The following is an 18,596-nucleotide window of genomic DNA, read 5'->3' as shown; positions in this document are numbered from 1 at the left end:
GGACGCGCCACTGTCATTGAGTGAAAAACTCGTTAAATATAGCCTGTGCTTATTACGGATCAATGACTTGTGTTCATGTCGCAGCCAGTCACCTGAGCAGGCATGCGACAATTCCGGTTTACCGTCCGAGCCTTCGCCATGACTATCGCTGCTGCCCTGATCGCCCTTGATGCCATTGCCGATGGCGCGTTTGCCGAGGTCGAAGCGGTGGTCGATGGCGATGCCGAATCGCTGGTGCTGTACCGCGACGGCGCGCAGGTGCGCGCGTTCCTGAACATCTGCCCGCACGCTGGCCGCCGCCTGGACTGGGCCCCAGGCCAGTTCCTGAAGAGCCGTGAGGGCCACCTGGTATGCGCCGCGCATGGCGCCTCGTTCACGCTGGACAGCGGCGACTGCATCGCCGGCCCGTGCAAGGGTGACCGCCTGCGCGCGGTGCCGGTGGACGTGCGCGACGGGCAGGTCTACCTGGCTTGAGGCCAGCTAGTGGGTCAGAGCCGTTTTCCGCAGGAAAACGGCTCTGACCCCATCAAGCCAGGAGCAGTCGAGCATGGCTCGACGCTACAAAGGCATCCACGCATGGCGTGGATCTACCGTGTCGACCAAGGTCGACACCCACCAGCGGCACAGAATGGCGTTTCGACAGTTCTCCGCCAGCTGTTGCCGTTGCTGTTGCTGGCGCTTCTGCAGGTGCAGGGCGCAGCCCTGCAAACAGCCCCAACCTCAGAACATCAGGTTGATCATCAGCACCACCACGCAGGTATAGATCAGCGACAGCGGGCCGCCGACCCGCCACATCTCGCGCGGGTGTAGTTGGCCGGGCCAGTGATCATCGAGATCACCGGGTTGGAGGCCGTCATCAGGTTGTTGGACGCCGACAGCGCCACGATCAGCGCGAACGCGGTCGGGTTGCCCCCGCCGCCAGTGCCAGGTTCACCGCGATCGGCACCATCACGATGGTCGCACCCACATGGCTGATCACCAGCGAGAACGCCGTGGTCAGCAGCGCCAGCGCCACCTCCAGCACCCACACCGGAATGCCGGTCGGCAGCTTGTCGATGGTATGGCCGGCCACCCACGCGGCCGCACCGCTGGAGTCCATCGCCCAGCCGAGCGGAATCAGCCCGGCCATCATGAACACCGTCTTCCAGTTGATCGAGGCATACGCCTCGTCCATACGCAGCACGCCGGTCAGCAGCATGCCGGCCACGCCGGTCATCAGCGTCAGCGCCACCGGCAGCTTGCTGGTCAGCGCGATCAGGATGGTCAGCGCGAAGATCGCCATCGCAATCTTGAACTTGTGCGGGCGCTGCTCGCCGGTCGGATAGTCGGTCACCACCACGAAGTCGCGGCTGCGCGCGGCCTGCGCCAGGTCGGTCCAGATGCTGTGGAACACCAGCATGTCGCCGGCGCGCAGCTGCACGTCGCGCACGTCCTCGCGGATCACCTGCTTGTCGCGGTTGATCGCCAGCAGGCTGATGCCGCGCTCCTTGCGAAGTCGCAGATCGGCCGCACTCTTGCCGATCACGTTCGAGGTCGGTGGCACCACTGCCTCGGAAATGCCGGCGCGGCTGGGGTTGAACAGGTCACCCAGGTGCTTCAGGCGCGAGGACATGCGCAGGAACTGGTTCTGCGCGAAGTCGCTGATCTGCTGGCGCGGTCCCATCGCACCGAGCACGCTGCCGACCCAGATGCGCATCTCCGCCGGCGGTGCCAGGCGGGTGTCGTTGCCGGTCTTCAGGGCCAGCAGCAGTGGCGCATCGTGCAGGGTCTCGGCCTCGCCCAGGGTCATGCCCACCAGCGGGCTCTCGGCGGTCACCACCAGCTCGAACACATCGCCTTCGATGCCATAGGTCTTGGCGAAGTAGCTCTCGGTGCGCGCCGGGGTGACCCCGTCATTGACCAGGCTTTCCTCTTCGATCAGCTTGCGGTCGCCGTAGTAGCGGAAGTACAGCAACGAAGCGATCAGCAACGCCACACCGATCGGCAGCGGCGCGAACATGCGCAGCGGCTCGATGGTGGCCAGGCCGGAGGGAAGGTTGTTGTTGGCCGAGGCCAGCAGATCGTTCAGCAGGATCAGCGGCGAATTGCCGACCATGGTCAGTGCACCGCCCATCACGATCGCCGCCGAGATCGGCAGCAGCAGGCGCTGCATCGTCAGCCCGGTGCGCGCTGCCAGTCGTGAGGCAACCGGCAGATACAACGCCATCACCGACGGGTTCTGCATGAAGGAGGAGTTCAGGCCGGCGATGGCGGTGGTCATCATCAGCAGCCGTTGCTCGACACCGTGGCCGCGCCGCAGCAGCCAGGCCGCCAGCCGGTTCAGCGCCCCGGTGCGGTCCAGGCCCGCACCGAGGATGGTGGTGGCGATGATGCTCATCACCGCGTTACCGGAGAAACCGCCGAAGATCTCCTCCGGCGCGATCAGCCCGGTGACACCAAGCACCACCAGCACCACCAGCGCGACCACGTCGGCGCGGATGCGCTCGAACAGGAACATCGCCATCGTGAAGCCGACCAGCCCGAGCACGAGCTTCATGTCGTTGGTCAGCGTCAGCGCGGTATCCATGTGGGGCGCGGCGTCCTCAGGCGATCGTCAGGTGCGGTCGTACAGCAGGTCCCAGACGCCGTGGCCCAGCTTCTGGCCGCGGGTCTCGAAGTGCGTCTGCGGGCGCCAGTCCGGGCGCGGCACGCTGCCCCGCGGGCCGGCGCGGTTGACCAGCCCGGCGGTTGCGTCGAGCACGTCCCACATCTGCTCGGCGTAGTCTTCCCAGTCGGTCGCGCAGTGCAGGCGGCCCCCGGGCGCAGCTTGCGCACCAGCAGTTCGGCGAATGCCGGCTGCAGCAGGCGGCGCTTGTTGTGGCGCTTCTTGTGCCACGGGTCCGGGAAGTAGATGCGCACTTCATCGAGTGCGCCGTCAGCGATCTCGTTCTGCAGCACTTCCACCGCGTCGTGGTGGTACAGGCGCACGTGGTCGGCATCGTCCTCGGCCAGCGCGTTCAGCAGCCGGCCCACGCCCGGGGCGTGCACCTCGATGCCGATGTAGTCGCGCGATGGGTCGTGCTGGGCCGCGAAGCGCAGCGCGGCACCGTTGCCGAAGCCGATCTCCAGCACCTTGTGTGCCGGGCGGCCGAAGGTGGCGTCCAGGTCGCGCGGCTGGCCGTTGTAATCGATGCCGAAGCGCGGCCAGCGTTCGTCGAACGCGCGCTGCTGGGCGGGGGTGAAGCGACCCTGGCGCAATACGAAGCTGCGCACCTCGCGGCGGCCCTCGCTCACGGTGAAGGGCTTGGGCGGGGCCTTGGAACCGGCGCTGTCAAAAGGATTGGTCATCAGCCGATCAGCCCGTCCACCGGCGAGGAGGCGCTGGCGTAGCGCTTGCGCGGGATGCGCCCGGCCAGGAAGGCCTCGCGGCCGGCCTCGACCGCCTTGCGCATCGCGCTGGCCATCAGCACCGGGCTGCGCGCACCGGCAATGGCGGTGTTCATCAGCACGCCGTCGCAGCCCAGCTCCATCGCGATCGCCGCGTCCGACGCGGTACCCACGCCGGCATCAACGATGATCGGGACCTTGGCGTCTTCGATGATCTGCAGCAGGTTGTACTTGTTCTGGATGCCCAGGCCCGAACCGATCGGCGCGGCCAGCGGCATCACCGCAGCGCAGCCGATCTCTTCCAGGCGCTTGGCCAGGATCGGGTCGTCGGAGGTATAGACCATCACCTCGAAACCGTCCTTGACCAGCTGCTCGGCGGCCTTCAGGGTCTGCATCACGTCCGGGTACAGGGTCTTCTGGTCGCCGAGCACTTCCAGCTTGGTCAGGTTGTGGCCGTCCAGCAGTTCACGGGCCAGGCGGCACGTACGCACCGCGTCCTCGGCGGTGTAGCAGCCGGCGGTGTTGGGCAGGATGGTGAAGCGCTCCGGCGGCAGCACGTCCAGCAGGTTCGGCTCGCCCGGGTTCTGCCCGATGTTGGTGCGGCGGATGGCCACGGTGACGATCTGGGCACCAGCGGCCTCGGTCGCCAGGCGGGTTTCTTCCAGGTCCTTGAACTTGCCGGTGCCGGTCAGCAGCCGCGAGCCATAGGTCTTGCCGGCGATCACCAGCGAATCGGGGGAGACATGAACGTTCATGGCGCGATTATCGCTTATCCGCCTGAAGATGGGGTCACGTAGAAGGCGGGGTCGAGCGTGGGGTCAGATCCCTTTGCCACCGGCAAAGGGATCTGACCCCTGAACACCCGCGCAGCCTCAGCCCCCACCCAGCGCGTGCACGATCTCCACCACGTCGCCCTCGGCCAGGACGTGCTCGCCATGGCGGCTGCGGCTGACGATCTCGCCGTTGACCTCGACCGCGACCCGGCGTTGCAGCAACTGCTCGGCCTGCAGCAGATCGTGGAGGGTCGCCGAGGCGGGCAGGGTACGGGGTTCGCCGTTGAGCTGGATGTTCATCGCCGCATTGTCGCCTACGGCCTGCGCGGATCGGAACCCTTGCAAATTGCCTCGGCCGCCAGCCCCGGCACAGCGCTGTCCGACGCTGCCGGGCGACAATCCATGCGGCGGCGCAGCGTGAGCAAAACGCGGCGCAGTGAAACCATTCACCGTGCGCCGGCGTACGTCCGCCGGGTCCTCAACGATATCCCCACAGGAGTTTCTTACATGCTGCTCAGCAAACGCCCGATCCGCTCCCTGATGGCGGCCGCGATCGCGCTGGCCGCGGTTCCGGCCATGGCAGGCGAATCCCCGTATTCCAAGGCCGTGTTCTTCGGCGACAGCCTGACCGATGCCGGCTATTTCCGCCCGCTGCTGCCGGCCGATGTGCGTCCGGTCACCGGCCAGTTCACCACCAACCCGGGTTGGGTGTGGTCGCAGCAGGTCGCCAACTACTATGGCCTCAATGGCGCCGCCAACGGCAACGGCCAGAGCGGTGACAACTATGCAGTCGGCGGTGCCCGCGTGTCGGTGGACGAGGCCGGTGGCCTGGGCGTGATTCCGTCGCTGAAGTCGCAAGCAACCCGCTACCTTGCCGCGAACGGTGGCAAGGCTGACGGCAACGCCCTGTACACCGTATGGGGAGGGGCCAATGATCTGTTCGCGGCCACCCGTGCGGCGGCAGGTGGCGCGTCGCAGGCCCAGGTGCAGGGCATCATCGGCGCAGCGGTCACCGACCAGATCGCGCTGGTGGGTGCGCTGAAGCAGGCCGGCGCCCAGTACGTGCTGGTACCGAACCTGCCGGATGTGGGCATCACCCCACAGTTCCGCGGCCCCAATGCCGCCGCCGCCACCGCACTGTCGGCCGGCTACAACAAGGCCCTGTACGGTGGCCTGAAGCAGGCGGGCATCGAGTTCATTCCGCTCGATACCTTCAGCATCCTGCGTGAAGTGACCGCCAACCCGGGCATGTACGGTTTCACCAACGTCACCAGCACCGCCTGCAAGATCGATCCGGCCAACTCGACGCAGAGCATCCTGACCTGCAACCCGACCAGCTACGTCAGCCCGGATGCGGCCAACACCTACCTGTTCGCCGATGGCGTGCACCCGACCACCGCCGGCCATCAGCTGCTGGGCCAGTACGCCGTGTCGGTGCTGGAAGCGCCGCGCCTGCAGCAGGTGCTGAGTCACTCGGCGCAGACCATCGGCCGCTCGCGCGCCGACCAGGTCAGCATGCACCTGGGCGGCCGTCCGGCTGACGGCCTGTCCTGGTGGGGGGCGTGCGGGGTGACCTGCAGCGCTACGACCACGCCGACCTGTACGACGGGCTGGCCCCGGCCGGCCTGTTCGGTATCGACTGGGCACGCGACGGCATGGTGTTCGGCGGCTTCGCCGGTTTCGGTCGCCTCAACGCCGACTTCGGCAACAACCGTGGCGACTTCACCCAGAAGGACACCTCGGCCGGTCTGTTCGCTGGCTGGTACGGCGACCGCATCTGGGTGAACGGTCAGGTCAGCTACACCTGGCTGTCCTATGACGTGAACCGCAAGGTCCAGCTGGGCCCGGCCACTCGTGAGCATGGTGGTTCGCCGGACGGCAGCAACCTGACCGCCGCCCTGAACGCCGGTTACGAGTTCGGCACCGAAGGCGGCTTCCGTCACGGCCCGATCGCTTCGGTGATCTGGCAGAAGGTGAAGATCGACGGTTACTCCGAAAGCGCCGCGGCCGGCACGCTGGCAACCGCGCTGGGCTACGACCGCCAGAATGTCGATTCGACCGTCGGCCGCATCGGCTGGCAGGCCCGCTTCGATGGCGGCACCCTCAAGCCGTACGCGCAGGTGACCTACGACCACGAGTTCGAGGACACCAAGCAGGCCAGCGCCTGGCTGCAGACCCTGCCGGAACTGGGCAGCTACCGCGTGCCGGGCCTGAAGTTCGACAAGAACTACGCCACCGTCGTGCTGGGTGCCCGCACCGAACTGTTCGGCCTGCAGAGCAACTTCGGCCTGAGCGCGTCGACCGGCCAGAAGCGCGCGCAGGACGCCACCCTGTTCGCCAACTTCAGCGGCACGTTCTAAGCAGCAACCGCCGGGGTCGGATCCCTTTCCGCGAGGAAAGGGCTCTGACCCCTCGCGGATGCGGTGGCCGCCATTGCGCAACACCGGGCCAACCGCATAGACTTTCACCGCGCACTGCGGGCGTAGCTCAATGGTAGAGCTGTAGCTTCCCAAGCTACTGACGTGGGTTCGATTCCCATCGCCCGCTCCATTTGTCACGTGATCTGCGCTTAAGTTGTTGATAGCGCACGTGGGAACTGGCAGAAGAACGAATGCTCAAACGACCTGTTTAGGTATCGTTCGAGGTATCGTTTTTGCCCAAGCCGCTGCTTCTTGCTCGTCCCAGTGGGCCATACGCCCGCTTTCTTGTGCCCATCGATCTGCGTGGCGCCGTCGGTTCGCGTTTCCTCGTTCGTCCTCTCCATGAGCCTGCCGGCGATAGGGCACGGCTGGTGGCCGCCTGCATGGGCGTGGCACTCTCTCAGGCATTCGAAGCGATACGCCAGGGGACGCGGTGGATCTGAAGAAGGCACTGGAAGCGGCACGCGCTGCTGGGCGCAGGGACCTGATCATCAAAGGCATGACCCTGCGCAACGGAACACATGTTGCTGAGGCTCAGCTGGAAACACTCCAGGACGTGGAGATGCTGGAGCGGCTGATGGGCCAAGTGGCGGAGAAGGATCCGCTGGCTGCTGCGGTGGCCGGCTACCCTCCTCAGGTGCCCACGTCGGCTGCGGCCCCGTCAGGACCACTGCTCTCCGCCTGCATCGACAAGCATCTGGCCAGCTTGGGAAAGCTGGCGCCGAAGACCATCATCGAAAGTCGGCACAGCCTGCGAATTCTGTTGGGCCTTGTTGGGGACATTCCTGTCGCCACACTGGACGCTGACCACGTGCAGGCCTTCATGGACGCAGTGGAGCATTGGCCCAGAAACGCAACCAAGCACAAGCTGTATCGCGACCTCAGTGTCCAGGAGGTTCTCGCGCTCTCCAAACGCAACGGCGAAAAGGCACCGGCCAGTGCGACGCTCAGCAAGCATTGGGACAGATTGAGGGTGTTCATTTCGCACCTGCGCAAACAGCGGCTTCTACAGCTTGACCCGATGGAGGGCATCGCCTCACCGTCGGACCGTCGGGGAGTGGAGGAGCCGGAAACGGGTCGTCCGTTCACGCATGACGAACTGAAGGCGGTGTTCGGAGCAGGTTTCTTGCGCTGGGCCTCGAAGTATCCGCACCGCTTCTGGGGGCCGATATTGGGTTTGTACAGTGGCGCGCGCGTGAACGAAGTGGCGCAGCTACGCGCAGCAGATGTGATGCATGTGGATGGTGTTGCCGGCTTCCTGGTCACAACTCGGGGAGACGGAAACAAGGTCAAGAACACGAGCTCACTGCGGTTCGTTCCATTGGCGAAACCGGTGTTGGATGCAGGTTTCCTCCATTTCGTAGATGAGGTGCGAGGGTGCGGCGTAGATCGCCTTTTCCCGGACCTTCCCAACAGCACAGGACTGGGCTTTGGGCGTCAGCTGTCACGTCAGTTTCCGACCTACATCAAGCGGCAAGGTGTCACCGAAGAGGGCATGGGATTTCATGCCTTTAGGCATTACTTCATTACCCACACGGATCGAGCGCTGCTGGCCACCGGCATGGAGGTCAGTGCCAGGGACGTGGCCATTGGCCGCATCACCGGACATGGCAAACCGCCCAAATCGATCTTGCGAAAAGTCTACGTGGACAACAGCGGGTTGGCCGTGCCAGCGGCAGTTCAGCCAGAGACCTTGCCTCTGCGGGTGGAGACGTTGGCGATGTTCAATCCGCCGGTGACCCTGCCGTCGCATGTGCCGGGTCAATTTGGGGAGAACTTGCAACGGGCCGCTACGGAAGCCAAGCGAATTGCGCGAGAGGCAAAAAGAAACAAAACATCCGCATGACTGCCGCGGCTGGGATGGCGTTGGCCCGGCAAGACGTGGAAGCCGATGAGGCGCGGTTTCCACTCACTTCGAAAGCAGAAGTTCAGCCTCTCGGACGCGCAGGCATACCGTCCGAGTTGCGGGTCCAGGTGGTTGAGCGAGCTGACGACGAGCACCAAGCCACGTATAGCCGCAAATTCACCGTCCAAGAAGATCTGCATGGCCCGGGCGTGAACACCCCTGGGCTGGCAGTGCTGGACTTCAACTTGAACCTACCGGTTCTCAAGGCACTCCTGTCCGAAGGTGCTCCGCGAAAGCGCGCGAAAGCAAAGCCCGAGCACGCTCCAGCCTGAGGCGGCAGGAGCAGGGCAAGAGTTTGGCTTCCGTCGGAGCTGGCCAGACGAGGCATTGGTCGGCCCGCTGCGAAGTCACAGGTGCATCAAGCAACACAGTGGCCCGAGGCAGCCTCGGCTGCGGACAGCCCGTGAACATATATTGTTATGTCATAACATTTCAAGTGGCCTCAGTTGGATTGTGCGGAAGGGCCGTCACAGTCTTGAATGAAAGCGCCTGCTGGGTGCACCAATGTGAACCACGAAGGCCACAGCGCGTCGCTGACGAAGCTCCGGCGCATCGAGATTATTGGTTAACTCGATGCCGCCACGCTTGGTCTCGAGGCGAATTCGCAACTCTCATTACTCCGACAGCATCGCAATGGAGGCTATATGCGTGATCTTAGTCAATTGGAACTTGCAGAAGTGTCAGGCGGTACGAAGGGCATCAACATTCAGATTGGTTCGAGCGAAGGAAGCCACGTCAGCGGAACTCTCCACAGCTTCATGGAGACCGCGTATATGTATGGAAGGGTTGCGCCCTTCAGTGGAATCGGCGCTGCTGGTCTAATCTACCATCACCTCATGGCTCAATGATCCAGAATGCCTGATCGGGCGCCAGCGTGAATACGAGGCCGAACCTCTGAGGCACAATTCAGAATGATGTAGGCGCGTTAGCTAAGGCCCAGGCCCAATTCCGGGCCTGGGCCCTCGGGAGAAAGTTCTTGCTCAGGAGAATCGCGCACTGGAGGCCTCGCCCCATAGCGGAGAACAAGATATTCGTAGCTGCAATTGCAACTGTGGGCGCCGGTGCGGCACTTGGAGTTCTGAAATACTTCGACGTTTTTGGATCAAGAGCGATCGTCGAACTTCTCGCCTTCGCGGTTTGTGTCTGGCTACTTCCCAATGAGCCGAGGAGAGAGTGGACTTTCCGGCTTGGCGCTGCCTTGGTGGCCATTGGGATCGCTGGAGGCGCGATTTGGGTTTACGTCGTTGGAATCCCTGCAATACCACATACAAAATTCATCCCCTTTAGCGAAATTCCAATCAATTTCTATGTTCTTGGCTTGATTTCGACCTGCATTATCGGACCTCTTTTCGAGGAGAAGGTAGTGAGACACCTGCTCTTTGATGGCGTATCTCACTACTTCGGGCGCGTATTGGGAACCATCATGGTTAGCGCGGCATTTGCTGCGGTTCACGTCGACGCCGTTATCTCGTCATTCCTATTTTCGATACTGCTATGCATTTTGGCCTATCCATTCAACCTGAGCATAACCCAGCTGGCTACAGTCCACGGCACAATAAATCTCACAATAACGCAGTGGGTCATATTCTACCCGACGCTCAGGGACTACGGAATTCAGTCGTGAGCACCAGCGGACCTTCCCATGCAGCGCCGTGCGTTCAAGCCAGCGACTCGCGCAGGCAAGCACGAATGTCAACGCGGAGGAGCCTTTGATTCAAATGACCAAGCACAGTGACGCCAGCATCCTTGCTTTCGCTCTTGTAGCAGCCTTTGCTTTTTTTGTAGCTGGCTACCATGGCGGGAAATACCTCGCAAAGCAAGAAGATTCTGATAAGCGATCGGAACAGTCTCAGTAGTTTGAATTCACGATTAAAGGGGTGGGGAGTTCTACCCCGTCCCTTCTCGCATCACGCGCAGTTCTGCAGAACCTCCAACAACTACCCTGTTCAATTCGCCATTTCTAGCGATAGAGAGATGCTATCTTATTGACGCCGTGATTCAATCCGAGGCAGCGGAATGCGGTCTTGCATGCTTAGCCATGGTCGCGTCGCATCATGGCAACAACATTGGACTGCGGGAACTCCGCCGCCGCCATGCCCTCTCACTTAAGGGCTCGACGCTTGCTCAAGTCATTGAAATTGGAGGCGCGCTCGGCTTTCGTTGCCGCCCACTACGCCTGGACTTGGAGCACCTGAGTCAACTTCAACTACCCTGCATTGCGCACTGGGACCTCGACCACTTCGTTGTAATCAGCAAGGTCCGTCGAAATGGCGTGACCGTTCTGGATCCCGCCTTTGGCAAACGCAAGCTTTCTCTGGATGAGGTCTCGCGCCACTTCACCGGAATTGCGCTGGAGTTGCACCCAACTGCCGAGTTCCGTGCAGTCCCGCGCCCGCCGGCCGTCTCGCTCGCGCAGCTGACGGGGAAGATCGAGGGATTCTGGCGTGCTCTAAGCTTGCTGCTGCTTCTGTCCATTGCTCTTCAGGTGTTTGTTCTGATAGCACCATTCTTCATGCAATGGACCGTGGATCAGGCCCTCATTGCTCATGACAGGGACTTGCTGACTGTGCTGGGCACTGGGTTTGCCCTCGCGCTCCTGCTGCAGGTCTGCATCGGGCAGATCCGAGGCCGAGCGGTCATCTGCCTATCAAACCGGCTCAACCTGCAATGGACCGGCAATGTCTTCCGGCACCTGTTGCGTTTGCCTCTGGACTTCTTTGAGAAGCGTCATCTGGGTGATGTCACCTCACGGATGGGGAGCGTCCAAGCCATACAGCGAACGCTAACAACCAGTTTCGTTGAAGCGTTCGTTGATGGCCTCATGGCGGTGGTGACGCTGGGAATGATGCTGCTCTACAACTGGAAGCTTGCGCTGGTTACGTTGATTGCAGTTGCTCTGTATGCAATCGCGCGTGCTTGTGCCTTCGCCCCGCTCAGGCGAGCCACAGAGAGGCAGTTGATCGCCGGGGCACGGCAGGAGAGCCACCTGCTCGAGTCCATCCGGGGGTTCAATCGTTGAAAGTTGCTGGCCGAGAGTCCATTCGCCAGGCCGGCTACTTCAATCTCATGAACGAAACGGTCAACCATGACGTTTGGCTCGCAAAGTTTGGGTTGAGCTTCGGCGGAGCCAATCAATTATTGTTCGGCTTGGAGCGCATTGCGGTGGTTTGGCTGGGTGCACTACTGGCAATGGAAAACGTCTTCTCCGTCGGCATGCTGATTGCCTACCTCGCCTACAAGGACCAGTTTTCACAACGAGTGGGAGCCTTGATCGACAAGTGGGTGGAGTTCCGCATGCTCCGTCTTCACGGCGAACGGCTCTCCGACATTGTTCTTACCGAACCAGAGAACCTCGCTTCCAGCACCAGCGCTCTGTCGCCGGACGGCATCCGAATTGAGGTTGAAGGGCTTGGATTCCGCTACGCCCCCGGAGAGCCCTGGGTGCTGAGGAACTGTAGTTTTGTAGTGGATCCTGGTGAGTCAGTCGCCATCATCGGCCCATCTGGCTGCGGAAAGACCACGCTGATCAAGATTCTCCTCGGCCTTCTCCAGCCGACGGAAGGTGAGATCCGCATCGGAGGCGTGCCCTTGTCAAAGGTCAGCGTAAGCGAGTATCGCAGCATGATCGGCGCGGTGATGCAAGATGACCAGCTCTTCGCGGGAAGTGTCAGCGAGAACATCGCCTTCGAAGACGATCACCATGATGAATCCAGGGTGCGTGAAGCCGCAGAGTTGGCCGCTGTGCATGACGACATCGCAGCGATGCCCATGGGCTACAACAGCCTGATCGGCGACATGGGGGGACCCTCTCTGGTGGTCAGAAGCAGCGGGTGATCCTTGCACGCGCCCTGTATCGCAAGCCCCAGTTGCTCTTCTTGGACGAGGCAACCAGCCATCTGGATGTTGAGCGGGAAAGGCTGGTGAATGAAGCCGTCCGACAACTTGAGCTGACCCGGGTGATCATCGCCCATCGGCCAGAGACCATCGCCAGTGCAGACCGGGTGCTGATCATGCACGCGGGCGCGGTAGCGCGCGAGTTGGTGCAGAACGCATCAAGCTCCGCGAAAGCCGCACGGGACGGCCTTGAGGGGGGCCTCGCATGAGCGGCCTCTTCCGCAAGGAAGCCATCGATGCCCAGCGACGAAGCTGGCTCGGTGGAGTGTCCCTGGCGCAACCGCTCCGTTTCTGGATTCTTGCGGTGTTCGCAGCGATGGCTGCCTCGGCCATCGTCGGCTTCCTCTACCTGGGCGAGTATTCACGCAGATCCAGGGTTATGGGCGAGCTTGTGCCTGATCTCGGGCTTTCCACCGTGGTCGCTCCGTCGGCTGGCGTGGTTGCGAGACTGGATGTCGAAGAAGGCGACCACGTCCGGCGCCAGGACGGGCTGCTGACGATCAATGTGCCGCGGGTCACCTCCTCAGGGCAGGATGCCGTGTCCACGTTGCTTGACGCACAGCGCTCCCGTATGGCCAGTGTGGAGGCGATGAGCGAGTTCCAGGACAGGCAGCTCGCGGCACAGCAGGAGGGAGCCAAGGCCCAACGCTCGGCGATGCTGCGCGAGCTTTCGCAGATTGAGGCAGAGATCCACACCCGCGGCGAGCAGGTGCGAATTGGTCGCGAGACCCTCGCCCGATTTCGGAGCGTCGAGGATGAGCGCTACGTAAGCCTGGTTCAGATCAACCAACAAGAGCAATCGATACTCGAGGCGGTCAACGCGCAACAAGCCCTTCAACGCCAAGCGACCTCGATTCGGCGGAACCTGGCTGAACTGGAGCAGCGGCTCGCAGAAATTCCCCATCAGAGGCTCTCCGCCAAGGCGGCCTCGGAACGTGATCTGGCTGCATTGAGCCAGGAGACCGTCCGGATGGAGGCCGACGGGGAGCTGCTGCTTCGCGCACCAGTAACTGGACTGGTAGCAAATCGACTCGTCGAGGCCGGCCAGGCGGTGCAGCCGGGCCAACCCATTCTCAGTCTACTTCCCAAGGGATCCGAGCTTCGAGCACAACTGCTGGTGCCCAGCTCGGCCATTGGGTTCGTCAAATCAGGCGACCGGGTTCTCCTGCGCTATCAAGCCTATCCTTACCAGAAGTTCGGTGCCCACGAAGGAACGGTCATCCGCATCTCTCGCAGCGCGTTGACAGGATCCCAGAAGGACGGCGATGCAAGGCAGTCCTTGTATCGGGTCCTGGTCTCGTTGGACCAACAAGGAGTGCTGGCATACGGGAAGATGGAGACGCTCCGCCCAGGCATGCAGCTTGAAGCCGATATCATGGGCGAGCGCCGCAAGCTCTACGAATGGCTGCTGGAGCCTCTCTACTCCGTGACTGGAAAACTGGGAGGCTAGTAGCGGGTGCTAGCGATGCTGTCCCGGAAGTCAAAATCGTTTGTTTACCGGAAGAGCAGCGGATAGACGACAACCGCGGTGCCAGCAGCGCTGGTCAGCACGCCCAGCACTTCGGCCTGCCACTCGAAGGGCAGGACAATCATGACTTGGACGCCATTACACGAGGCCGTGGTCATGGGCGATGTTGCCGCGCTCACGCCACTAGGTTCCTGGAGGCGTGGGAACGGCGTGACCCTGCCGCCACGTGTGCGACGCTCCTTGCCGCAGGCGCTGAGCCAAACGCCCCGAATTGCCGACACGAGACGCCGTTCGGTCTGGCTTACCCGCGAGCTTTGAAGGCCTTCCTCTCGGCGTGAACTGAGACGCGTTTGCAACATCCGCAGCTGCGGAGTGAATTGGCGTGTTTTTTTGTGAATTAACTATATCTGGTGTTGATTTTGTAATTTTTACACAAGATCATGGGTTTGGGCGGTCGTCGCCCAAAACCATTGTCGAGGTCGAAATGGGCAAGAATCAGCACGTGGTGAAGCGGCCGGATGGCTGGGCGGTGCGTGGCGAAGGCAACTCGCGCGATACCTCTCACCACCGGACCCAGGAAGAGGCAAGGCAGCATGCGCGTGAGATCGCCATCAACCAGCGCAGCGAAGTGGTGATCCACGACCGTCAGGGCCTTATCCGGGACAAGGACAGTTACGGGAACGACCCAAATCCTCCTAAGGGTTGATCAACAAGGCCGCCGTTTGGCGGCCTTGTCTTTTGCTGGAGCTTGGGTTACCGACGGGGCAATGCGCACTCGAGCCATCCCCACCAGTGGGAGCAAGTGGACGCATTGCCCTGCTGGTTGCTGGCCCTTCTGCAAGCCTGTTAGGCTTCCAGGTATCGTTTGAGGTATCGTTTTTCAGTCGAATGTTCCGGACATTTTTCTTATGGAACAGTCGGTTAAGCGGATTTGGGTTCGATTCCCATCGCCCGCTCCATCCTTCAAGACCGCGCCGCTTTCCGCCGCGCAGGTCCCTCCAGACCGCCTCAGTACGCCGCGAACACGCTGGCCAACACGTCGGCATCCAGCACGCGCCCCTGATCGCGATTATGCGTGTGCAGGTACCAGACCTCGCCCGGTTCCAATTGCCGTGTCAGGTGCCACTGGTTTTCCCGGGCCAGAATATCCACCCGGCCCTGGCAGCCGAGGCAGAAGCGGGCCAGAGGCTTGATCGCGGCGGCCTTGCCATTGACGTTCAGGGTCAGTGCGGGGGCCGCGTAGGTTTTCAGTTCCCCGGATGACGGATTCTCGGTGATGGTGACCGTGTCCCGACGCAGCGTGGCCACCTGCGCCTGCACCAACGGTTGCAGCCACAGTTCGATGGTGTCGAACAGCACATGCAGCGATTGGATCCAGTCCTGGTACTGCTTTTCGACGGCGGCGGCCCTGGCCTGCTCCGCGTGTGCAGATTGCTGCAGCTTCTGTGCAAGTTGCTCCATTTTCGACATCGGGATTTCCGCTTTGGGAGGAGCTTCCATGGTGATCGGCACGCTCGCCTGCTTCCAGCCGAAAGCGACATTTTCGTAGAACTCCTAGAGGCGCTGCGGAGGGGCGCGTAACGCTTCAAACTTTTCCCATGGGCAGGCCGGCACTGAGCAGCTAGCGTGAGCGGATACTGATCAGGAGCTGCCTTCCATGAACTGCCGGAACGACGTCGTCGAGCGCATCCATCGGATCTTTCTTTCCGCCGGCGTCGGCTCGAACAAGCAGCTTGAAGCCGTGCGCGCGCTGGGGCGTGCCGGTGGTCCCAAGGCCGCGGAACTGCTCGAGCAGATCTACCAGCAGGCGTTCAGCAATTCTGCCCTGCAGATGGCCTGCGTGGCGGCGCTGGGCGAAGCGGCCCGTGGCTTCCAGGTCAGTGCTGAACGGGACAGCTGAAGCTTCATCCACAACGCTCGAGATCGTCGACGACGGGCATCATCCGCCCGCCACACGCCCGCGCTATGCTGCGCGCCTGCCGACCGATCCCGCCGCGATGAAGCTCGCCATCCTGTCCCGCAACAGCTCCCTGTATTCCACCCGTCGGCTGGTCGAGGCGGCGCGCGCGCGCGGCCATACCGTGCGCATCCTCGACCCGTTGCGCTGTTACATGCGCATCGCCGCCGATGGCTTTTCCATGCACTACAAGGGCCGGCCGATGACCGGCGTGGACATGGTCATTCCGCGCATCGGTGCCTCGATCACCCGCTACGGCACCGCCGTGCTGCGCCAGTTCGAACTGATGGGCGCACGCACGCCCAATCCGTCCGATGCCATCCTGCGTTCGCGCGACAAGCTGCGCGCGCACCAGCTGCTGGCGGCCAAGGGCATCGACATGCCGGTTACCGTGTTCGGCGACAACCCCGATGACACCGTCGATCTGCTGTCCATGCTCGGCCCGCCGCCGCATGTGGTGAAGCTCAATGAAGGCACCCAGGGTCGCGGCGTGATCCTGACCGAAAAGGCCAGTGCCTCGCGCGGCATTGTCGAAGCGCTGCGCGGCCTGTACGCCAACTTCCTGATGCAGGAATTCATCGGCGAGGCCAAGGGCGCCGACCTGCGCTGCTTCGTGGTGGGCGACCAGGTGGTGGCGTCGATGCAGCGGCAGGCACCGGAGGGTGACTTCCGCTCCAACCTGCACGCTGGCGGCACCGCCGTGGCGGCCAAGGCCAGTCGCGCCGAGCAGCAGGTGGCGGTGCGTTCGGCCAAGGCGCTGGGCCTGTCGGTGTGCGGCGTGGACCTGATCCGCTCCGCGCGCGGCCCGCTGGTGCTGGAGGTCAACTCCACGCCGGGGCTGGAGGGCATCGAAGCGGCCTGCGGTGTGGACGTGGCCACACGCATCATCGAACACGTAGAGAAGATCAAAAAGCCTTGATTATTCATGGGGTTGTGATTCTCATGGGTAAATGATCCGGGGCTTTAACGAGGCTTTAATCGGCCCCGGCGTAGGCTTCAGCGAACCGCAGCTCTGCCTCTCAGCAGGATCGGTATCGGGATACGACTTCAGGCCCAGGCGGGTGCACCGCCTGGGCCTTTTTTATGCCTGTCGGCTCTGTGCCCAAGGTCTCTTGTGGAGGCCGCGTGACGGTCGTAGAGTTGGCCCTTCGTTCCGGGATGGATCGGGAGGTTGGCGATGTACCGCATCATGACGATCGCGTTGCTGCTGGGCCTGTCTGGCGCTGTTGCCGCCAAGCCGGAGAAAGTCGCTGTACAGATGGACCGGCAGGGGTCGGTCGCCGAGCAGATGCGCCAGGTGGAAACCGCGCTGGCTGCCCCCGACTATGCCGAACTGTCTGCCGAGGATCGCGGCCAGGTGCAGCAGGCGCTGTCGCGTATCCGCCAGCACATGGGCGAACGCCAGACCGTGCAGGAGCTGCCGCCGCAGTTGCAGGCCGAGGTCTTCAACGAGCAGGAACGCATCAACACCCTGATGGCGCGTGGCCATGACGACAGCCGGCAGATCTGCAGGTACGAACGCACCACCGGCAGCAACATGCCCAGGAGCCGCTGCCTGACCGTGGCCGAACGGCGCCGGATCGAAGAGAAAGGCAAGGCGCTGATCAACGACCAGCGCAGCTACAACACGCTCAGCCCACCGCCCGCCGGGCGTTGACCGCACCGCCTTTCGGTCCACCGGGGTGCCGTAACGGCGTGTCGGTGGCACCGCAGGGTCGGTGTTCCACTCATGGAAGAACCTGGAGGTAACAATGCAGCGCATGACCCCCTTCGCCCTGATGCTGGGCCTGGCACTGGCCACCACCGCGCACGCCAAGCCCGAGAAAGGGCAGGTGAAGTTCGACGCCAACGCACCGGTGGCCGAACAGATCCGCAACGTTGAGACGGCGATCAACACCGAGGACTACAGCGAGATCGGGCTGGAAGACAAAAGCCGTGTGCAGCAGGCGCTGGGCCGTATCAAGATCAAGATGGGCGACCACGAACGGGTAGAGCAGTTGAGCCCGCAGGACCGCACCGAGATCTTCAACGACCAGGAAGTGATCAACACGATCATGACCCGCGCCCATGCCGACAGCCGCATGGTCTGCCGCCGCGAGCGCACCACCGGCAGCAACATGCCGCAGAGCGTCTGCCTGACCGTGGCCCAGCGCCGCAAGGCGCAGGAAGACAGCCGCAAGGCCCTCAACGACAACCAGCGTTTCAACAACTACAAGCCGTAACCGTGGTTGGACCGGTCGCAGGCCGCCATCGGTCACCCTGCCGTGCGTCCCTTGTGGACGCATCGGCGCAACCGTAAAGTCGAGACCCTATTCATGGACGAACATGGAGCTCGTCATGTACCGCACCACTATGCTCGCCCTGATGCTGTCGCTCGGCCTGGTGGCCACCGTGCAGGCCAAGGCGCAGAAGGACACCGTGCAGATGGATTCTTTCACCCCGGTATCCGAGCAGATCCGCCGCGTTGAAACGGCCATGGGCAGCGAGGACTACAGCGAGATCGGGCTGGAGGACAAGAGCCGCGTGCAGCAGGCGCTGAACCGGATCCGGATCAAGATGAATGGCCGCGAGAAGTTGGATGAGCTGGCCCCGCAGGAGCGCAACGACCTGTTCAACGAGCAGGAGATCGTCAACACCATCATGACCCGCGCCCAGGCCGACAGCCGCATGATCTGCCGCCGCGAGCGCCTGACCGGCAGCAACATGCCGACCAGCGTCTGCCTGACCGTGGCCCAGCGTCGCAAAGCCCAGGAAGAGAGCCGCCGGGCGCTGACCGACCAGCAGCGCATCAGCCGCTGAGCGCTCGCCCCGG

At 62.7% G+C, this 18,596-nt stretch carries 12 protein-coding genes, 1 tRNA gene and 5 pseudogenes; 13 read left to right on the top strand and 5 right to left on the bottom strand.

All coding sequences use genetic code 11. The annotated features are described in order from the left end of the window. Nucleotides 1–138: 138 nt before the first annotated feature. Nucleotides 139–474 (top strand): Rieske (2Fe-2S) protein, encoded by a 336-nt coding sequence (locus DL544_RS16550; RefSeq protein WP_065196708.1) that lies wholly within the window; start codon nt 139–141, stop codon nt 472–474. 246 nt (nt 475–720) lie between these two features. Here the strand turns inward: DL544_RS16550 and DL544_RS16545 are convergent. From DL544_RS16545 to thiS, 4 genes and pseudogenes are all read right to left on the bottom strand, one after another. Next, a pseudogene (locus tag DL544_RS16545) lies at nt 721–2,566 on the bottom strand (SLC13 family permease). Between the two features lie 27 nt (nt 2,567–2,593). Further along, nucleotides 2,594–3,327: pseudogene (gene trmB / locus DL544_RS16540) on the bottom strand (tRNA (guanosine(46)-N7)-methyltransferase TrmB). Next, nucleotides 3,327–4,121: a thiazole synthase gene (locus DL544_RS16535; RefSeq protein ID WP_005418798.1), complete on the bottom strand. Its 795-nt coding sequence runs from the start codon at nt 4,119–4,121 to the stop codon at nt 3,327–3,329. Before DL544_RS16535 ends, trmB begins: the two are co-directional and overlap by 1 nt. Before the next feature lie 117 nt (nt 4,122–4,238). Further along, the gene (thiS, locus tag DL544_RS16530; protein WP_005418796.1) at nt 4,239–4,439 is read right to left on the bottom strand and encodes a sulfur carrier protein ThiS; all 201 of its coding nucleotides are present in this window, start codon (nt 4,437–4,439) and stop codon (nt 4,239–4,241) included. Between the two features lie 240 nt (nt 4,440–4,679). Between thiS and DL544_RS16525 the strand changes: the two are divergent. The 7 genes and pseudogenes from DL544_RS16525 to DL544_RS16490 all read left to right on the top strand — a co-directional run bounded on the left by DL544_RS16525 (nt 4,680) and on the right by DL544_RS16490 (nt 14,533). Continuing rightward, nucleotides 4,680–6,499 (top strand): annotated as a pseudogene (locus DL544_RS16525) (autotransporter outer membrane beta-barrel domain-containing protein). Nucleotides 6,500–6,615: 116 nt separating this feature from the next. Further along, nucleotides 6,616–6,689, top strand: a tRNA-Gly gene (locus DL544_RS16520). A gap of 253 nt (nt 6,690–6,942) precedes the next feature. After that, nucleotides 6,943–8,405: pseudogene (locus tag DL544_RS16515) on the top strand (site-specific integrase). Between the two features lie 1,036 nt (nt 8,406–9,441). Next, nucleotides 9,442–10,089, top strand: a complete 648-nt coding sequence (locus DL544_RS16505) for a CPBP family glutamic-type intramembrane protease (RefSeq protein ID WP_231109041.1) — start codon at nt 9,442–9,444, stop codon at nt 10,087–10,089. A 360-nt stretch (nt 10,090–10,449) separates the two neighbouring features. Continuing rightward, nucleotides 10,450–12,568, top strand: a pseudogene (locus DL544_RS16500) (peptidase domain-containing ABC transporter). Continuing rightward, nucleotides 12,565–13,809, top strand: coding sequence for an HlyD family secretion protein (locus DL544_RS16495; RefSeq protein WP_065185271.1), 1,245 nt, complete (start codon nt 12,565–12,567; stop codon nt 13,807–13,809). Before DL544_RS16500 ends, DL544_RS16495 begins: the two are co-directional and overlap by 4 nt. 502 nt (nt 13,810–14,311) lie before the next feature. Continuing rightward, complete coding sequence (locus tag DL544_RS16490) at nt 14,312–14,533, top strand: DUF2188 domain-containing protein (RefSeq protein WP_010481480.1); 222 nt, start codon at nt 14,312–14,314, stop codon at nt 14,531–14,533. Nucleotides 14,534–14,835: 302 nt separating this feature from the next. On the opposite strand, the gene DL544_RS16485 is transcribed toward DL544_RS16490, so the two are convergent. Next, complete coding sequence (locus tag DL544_RS16485) at nt 14,836–15,339, bottom strand: hypothetical protein (RefSeq protein ID WP_139727565.1); 504 nt, start codon at nt 15,337–15,339, stop codon at nt 14,836–14,838. 145 nt (nt 15,340–15,484) lie between these two features. Between DL544_RS16485 and DL544_RS16480 the strand changes: the two genes are divergently transcribed. The 5 genes from DL544_RS16480 to DL544_RS16460 all read left to right on the top strand — a co-directional run bounded on the left by DL544_RS16480 (nt 15,485) and on the right by DL544_RS16460 (nt 18,583). Beyond that, nucleotides 15,485–15,727: a hypothetical protein gene (locus DL544_RS16480; RefSeq protein ID WP_005418653.1), complete on the top strand. Its 243-nt coding sequence runs from the start codon at nt 15,485–15,487 to the stop codon at nt 15,725–15,727. Between the two features lie 97 nt (nt 15,728–15,824). After that, nucleotides 15,825–16,703: a 30S ribosomal protein S6--L-glutamate ligase gene (rimK, locus tag DL544_RS16475; protein ID WP_005418651.1), complete on the top strand. Its 879-nt coding sequence runs from the start codon at nt 15,825–15,827 to the stop codon at nt 16,701–16,703. A 258-nt stretch (nt 16,704–16,961) separates the two neighbouring features. Further along, nucleotides 16,962–17,441: a hypothetical protein gene (locus DL544_RS16470; protein ID WP_005418649.1), complete on the top strand. Its 480-nt coding sequence runs from the start codon at nt 16,962–16,964 to the stop codon at nt 17,439–17,441. Between the two features lie 94 nt (nt 17,442–17,535). Beyond that, nucleotides 17,536–18,006, top strand: coding sequence for a hypothetical protein (locus DL544_RS16465; protein ID WP_005418647.1), 471 nt, complete (start codon nt 17,536–17,538; stop codon nt 18,004–18,006). A 115-nt stretch (nt 18,007–18,121) separates the two neighbouring features. Continuing rightward, nucleotides 18,122–18,583: a hypothetical protein gene (locus DL544_RS16460; protein ID WP_065178936.1), complete on the top strand. Its 462-nt coding sequence runs from the start codon at nt 18,122–18,124 to the stop codon at nt 18,581–18,583. Nucleotides 18,584–18,596: the final 13 nt, after the last annotated feature.

It is taken from the genome of Stenotrophomonas sp. pho (assembly GCF_006228405.1).
In the GTDB taxonomy this organism is placed as follows: domain Bacteria; phylum Pseudomonadota; class Gammaproteobacteria; order Xanthomonadales; family Xanthomonadaceae; genus Stenotrophomonas; species Stenotrophomonas sepilia.
The sequence above is the reverse complement of the archived record's forward strand: the minus strand, read 5'-3'. Positions and strand labels throughout refer to the sequence as shown.

Bases quoted from the DNA above. Each gene is read 5' to 3' on its own strand.
- DL544_RS16550 (WP_065196708.1), top strand. From the start codon at position 139: ATGACTATCGCTGCTGCCCTGATCGCCCTTGATGCCATTGCCGATGGC.
- DL544_RS16535 (WP_005418798.1), bottom strand. From the start codon at position 4,121: ATGAACGTTCATGTCTCCCCCGATTCGCTGGTGATCGCCGGCAAGACC.
- thiS (WP_005418796.1), bottom strand. From the start codon at position 4,439: ATGAACATCCAGCTCAACGGCGAACCCCGTACCCTGCCCGCCTCGGCG.
- DL544_RS16495 (WP_065185271.1), top strand. From the start codon at position 12,565: ATGAGCGGCCTCTTCCGCAAGGAAGCCATCGATGCCCAGCGACGAAGC.
- DL544_RS16490 (WP_010481480.1), top strand. From the start codon at position 14,312: ATGGGCAAGAATCAGCACGTGGTGAAGCGGCCGGATGGCTGGGCGGTG.
- DL544_RS16480 (WP_005418653.1), top strand. From the start codon at position 15,485: ATGAACTGCCGGAACGACGTCGTCGAGCGCATCCATCGGATCTTTCTT.
- rimK (WP_005418651.1), top strand. From the start codon at position 15,825: ATGAAGCTCGCCATCCTGTCCCGCAACAGCTCCCTGTATTCCACCCGT.
- DL544_RS16470 (WP_005418649.1), top strand. From the start codon at position 16,962: ATGTACCGCATCATGACGATCGCGTTGCTGCTGGGCCTGTCTGGCGCT.
- DL544_RS16465 (WP_005418647.1), top strand. From the start codon at position 17,536: ATGCAGCGCATGACCCCCTTCGCCCTGATGCTGGGCCTGGCACTGGCC.
- DL544_RS16460 (WP_065178936.1), top strand. From the start codon at position 18,122: ATGTACCGCACCACTATGCTCGCCCTGATGCTGTCGCTCGGCCTGGTG.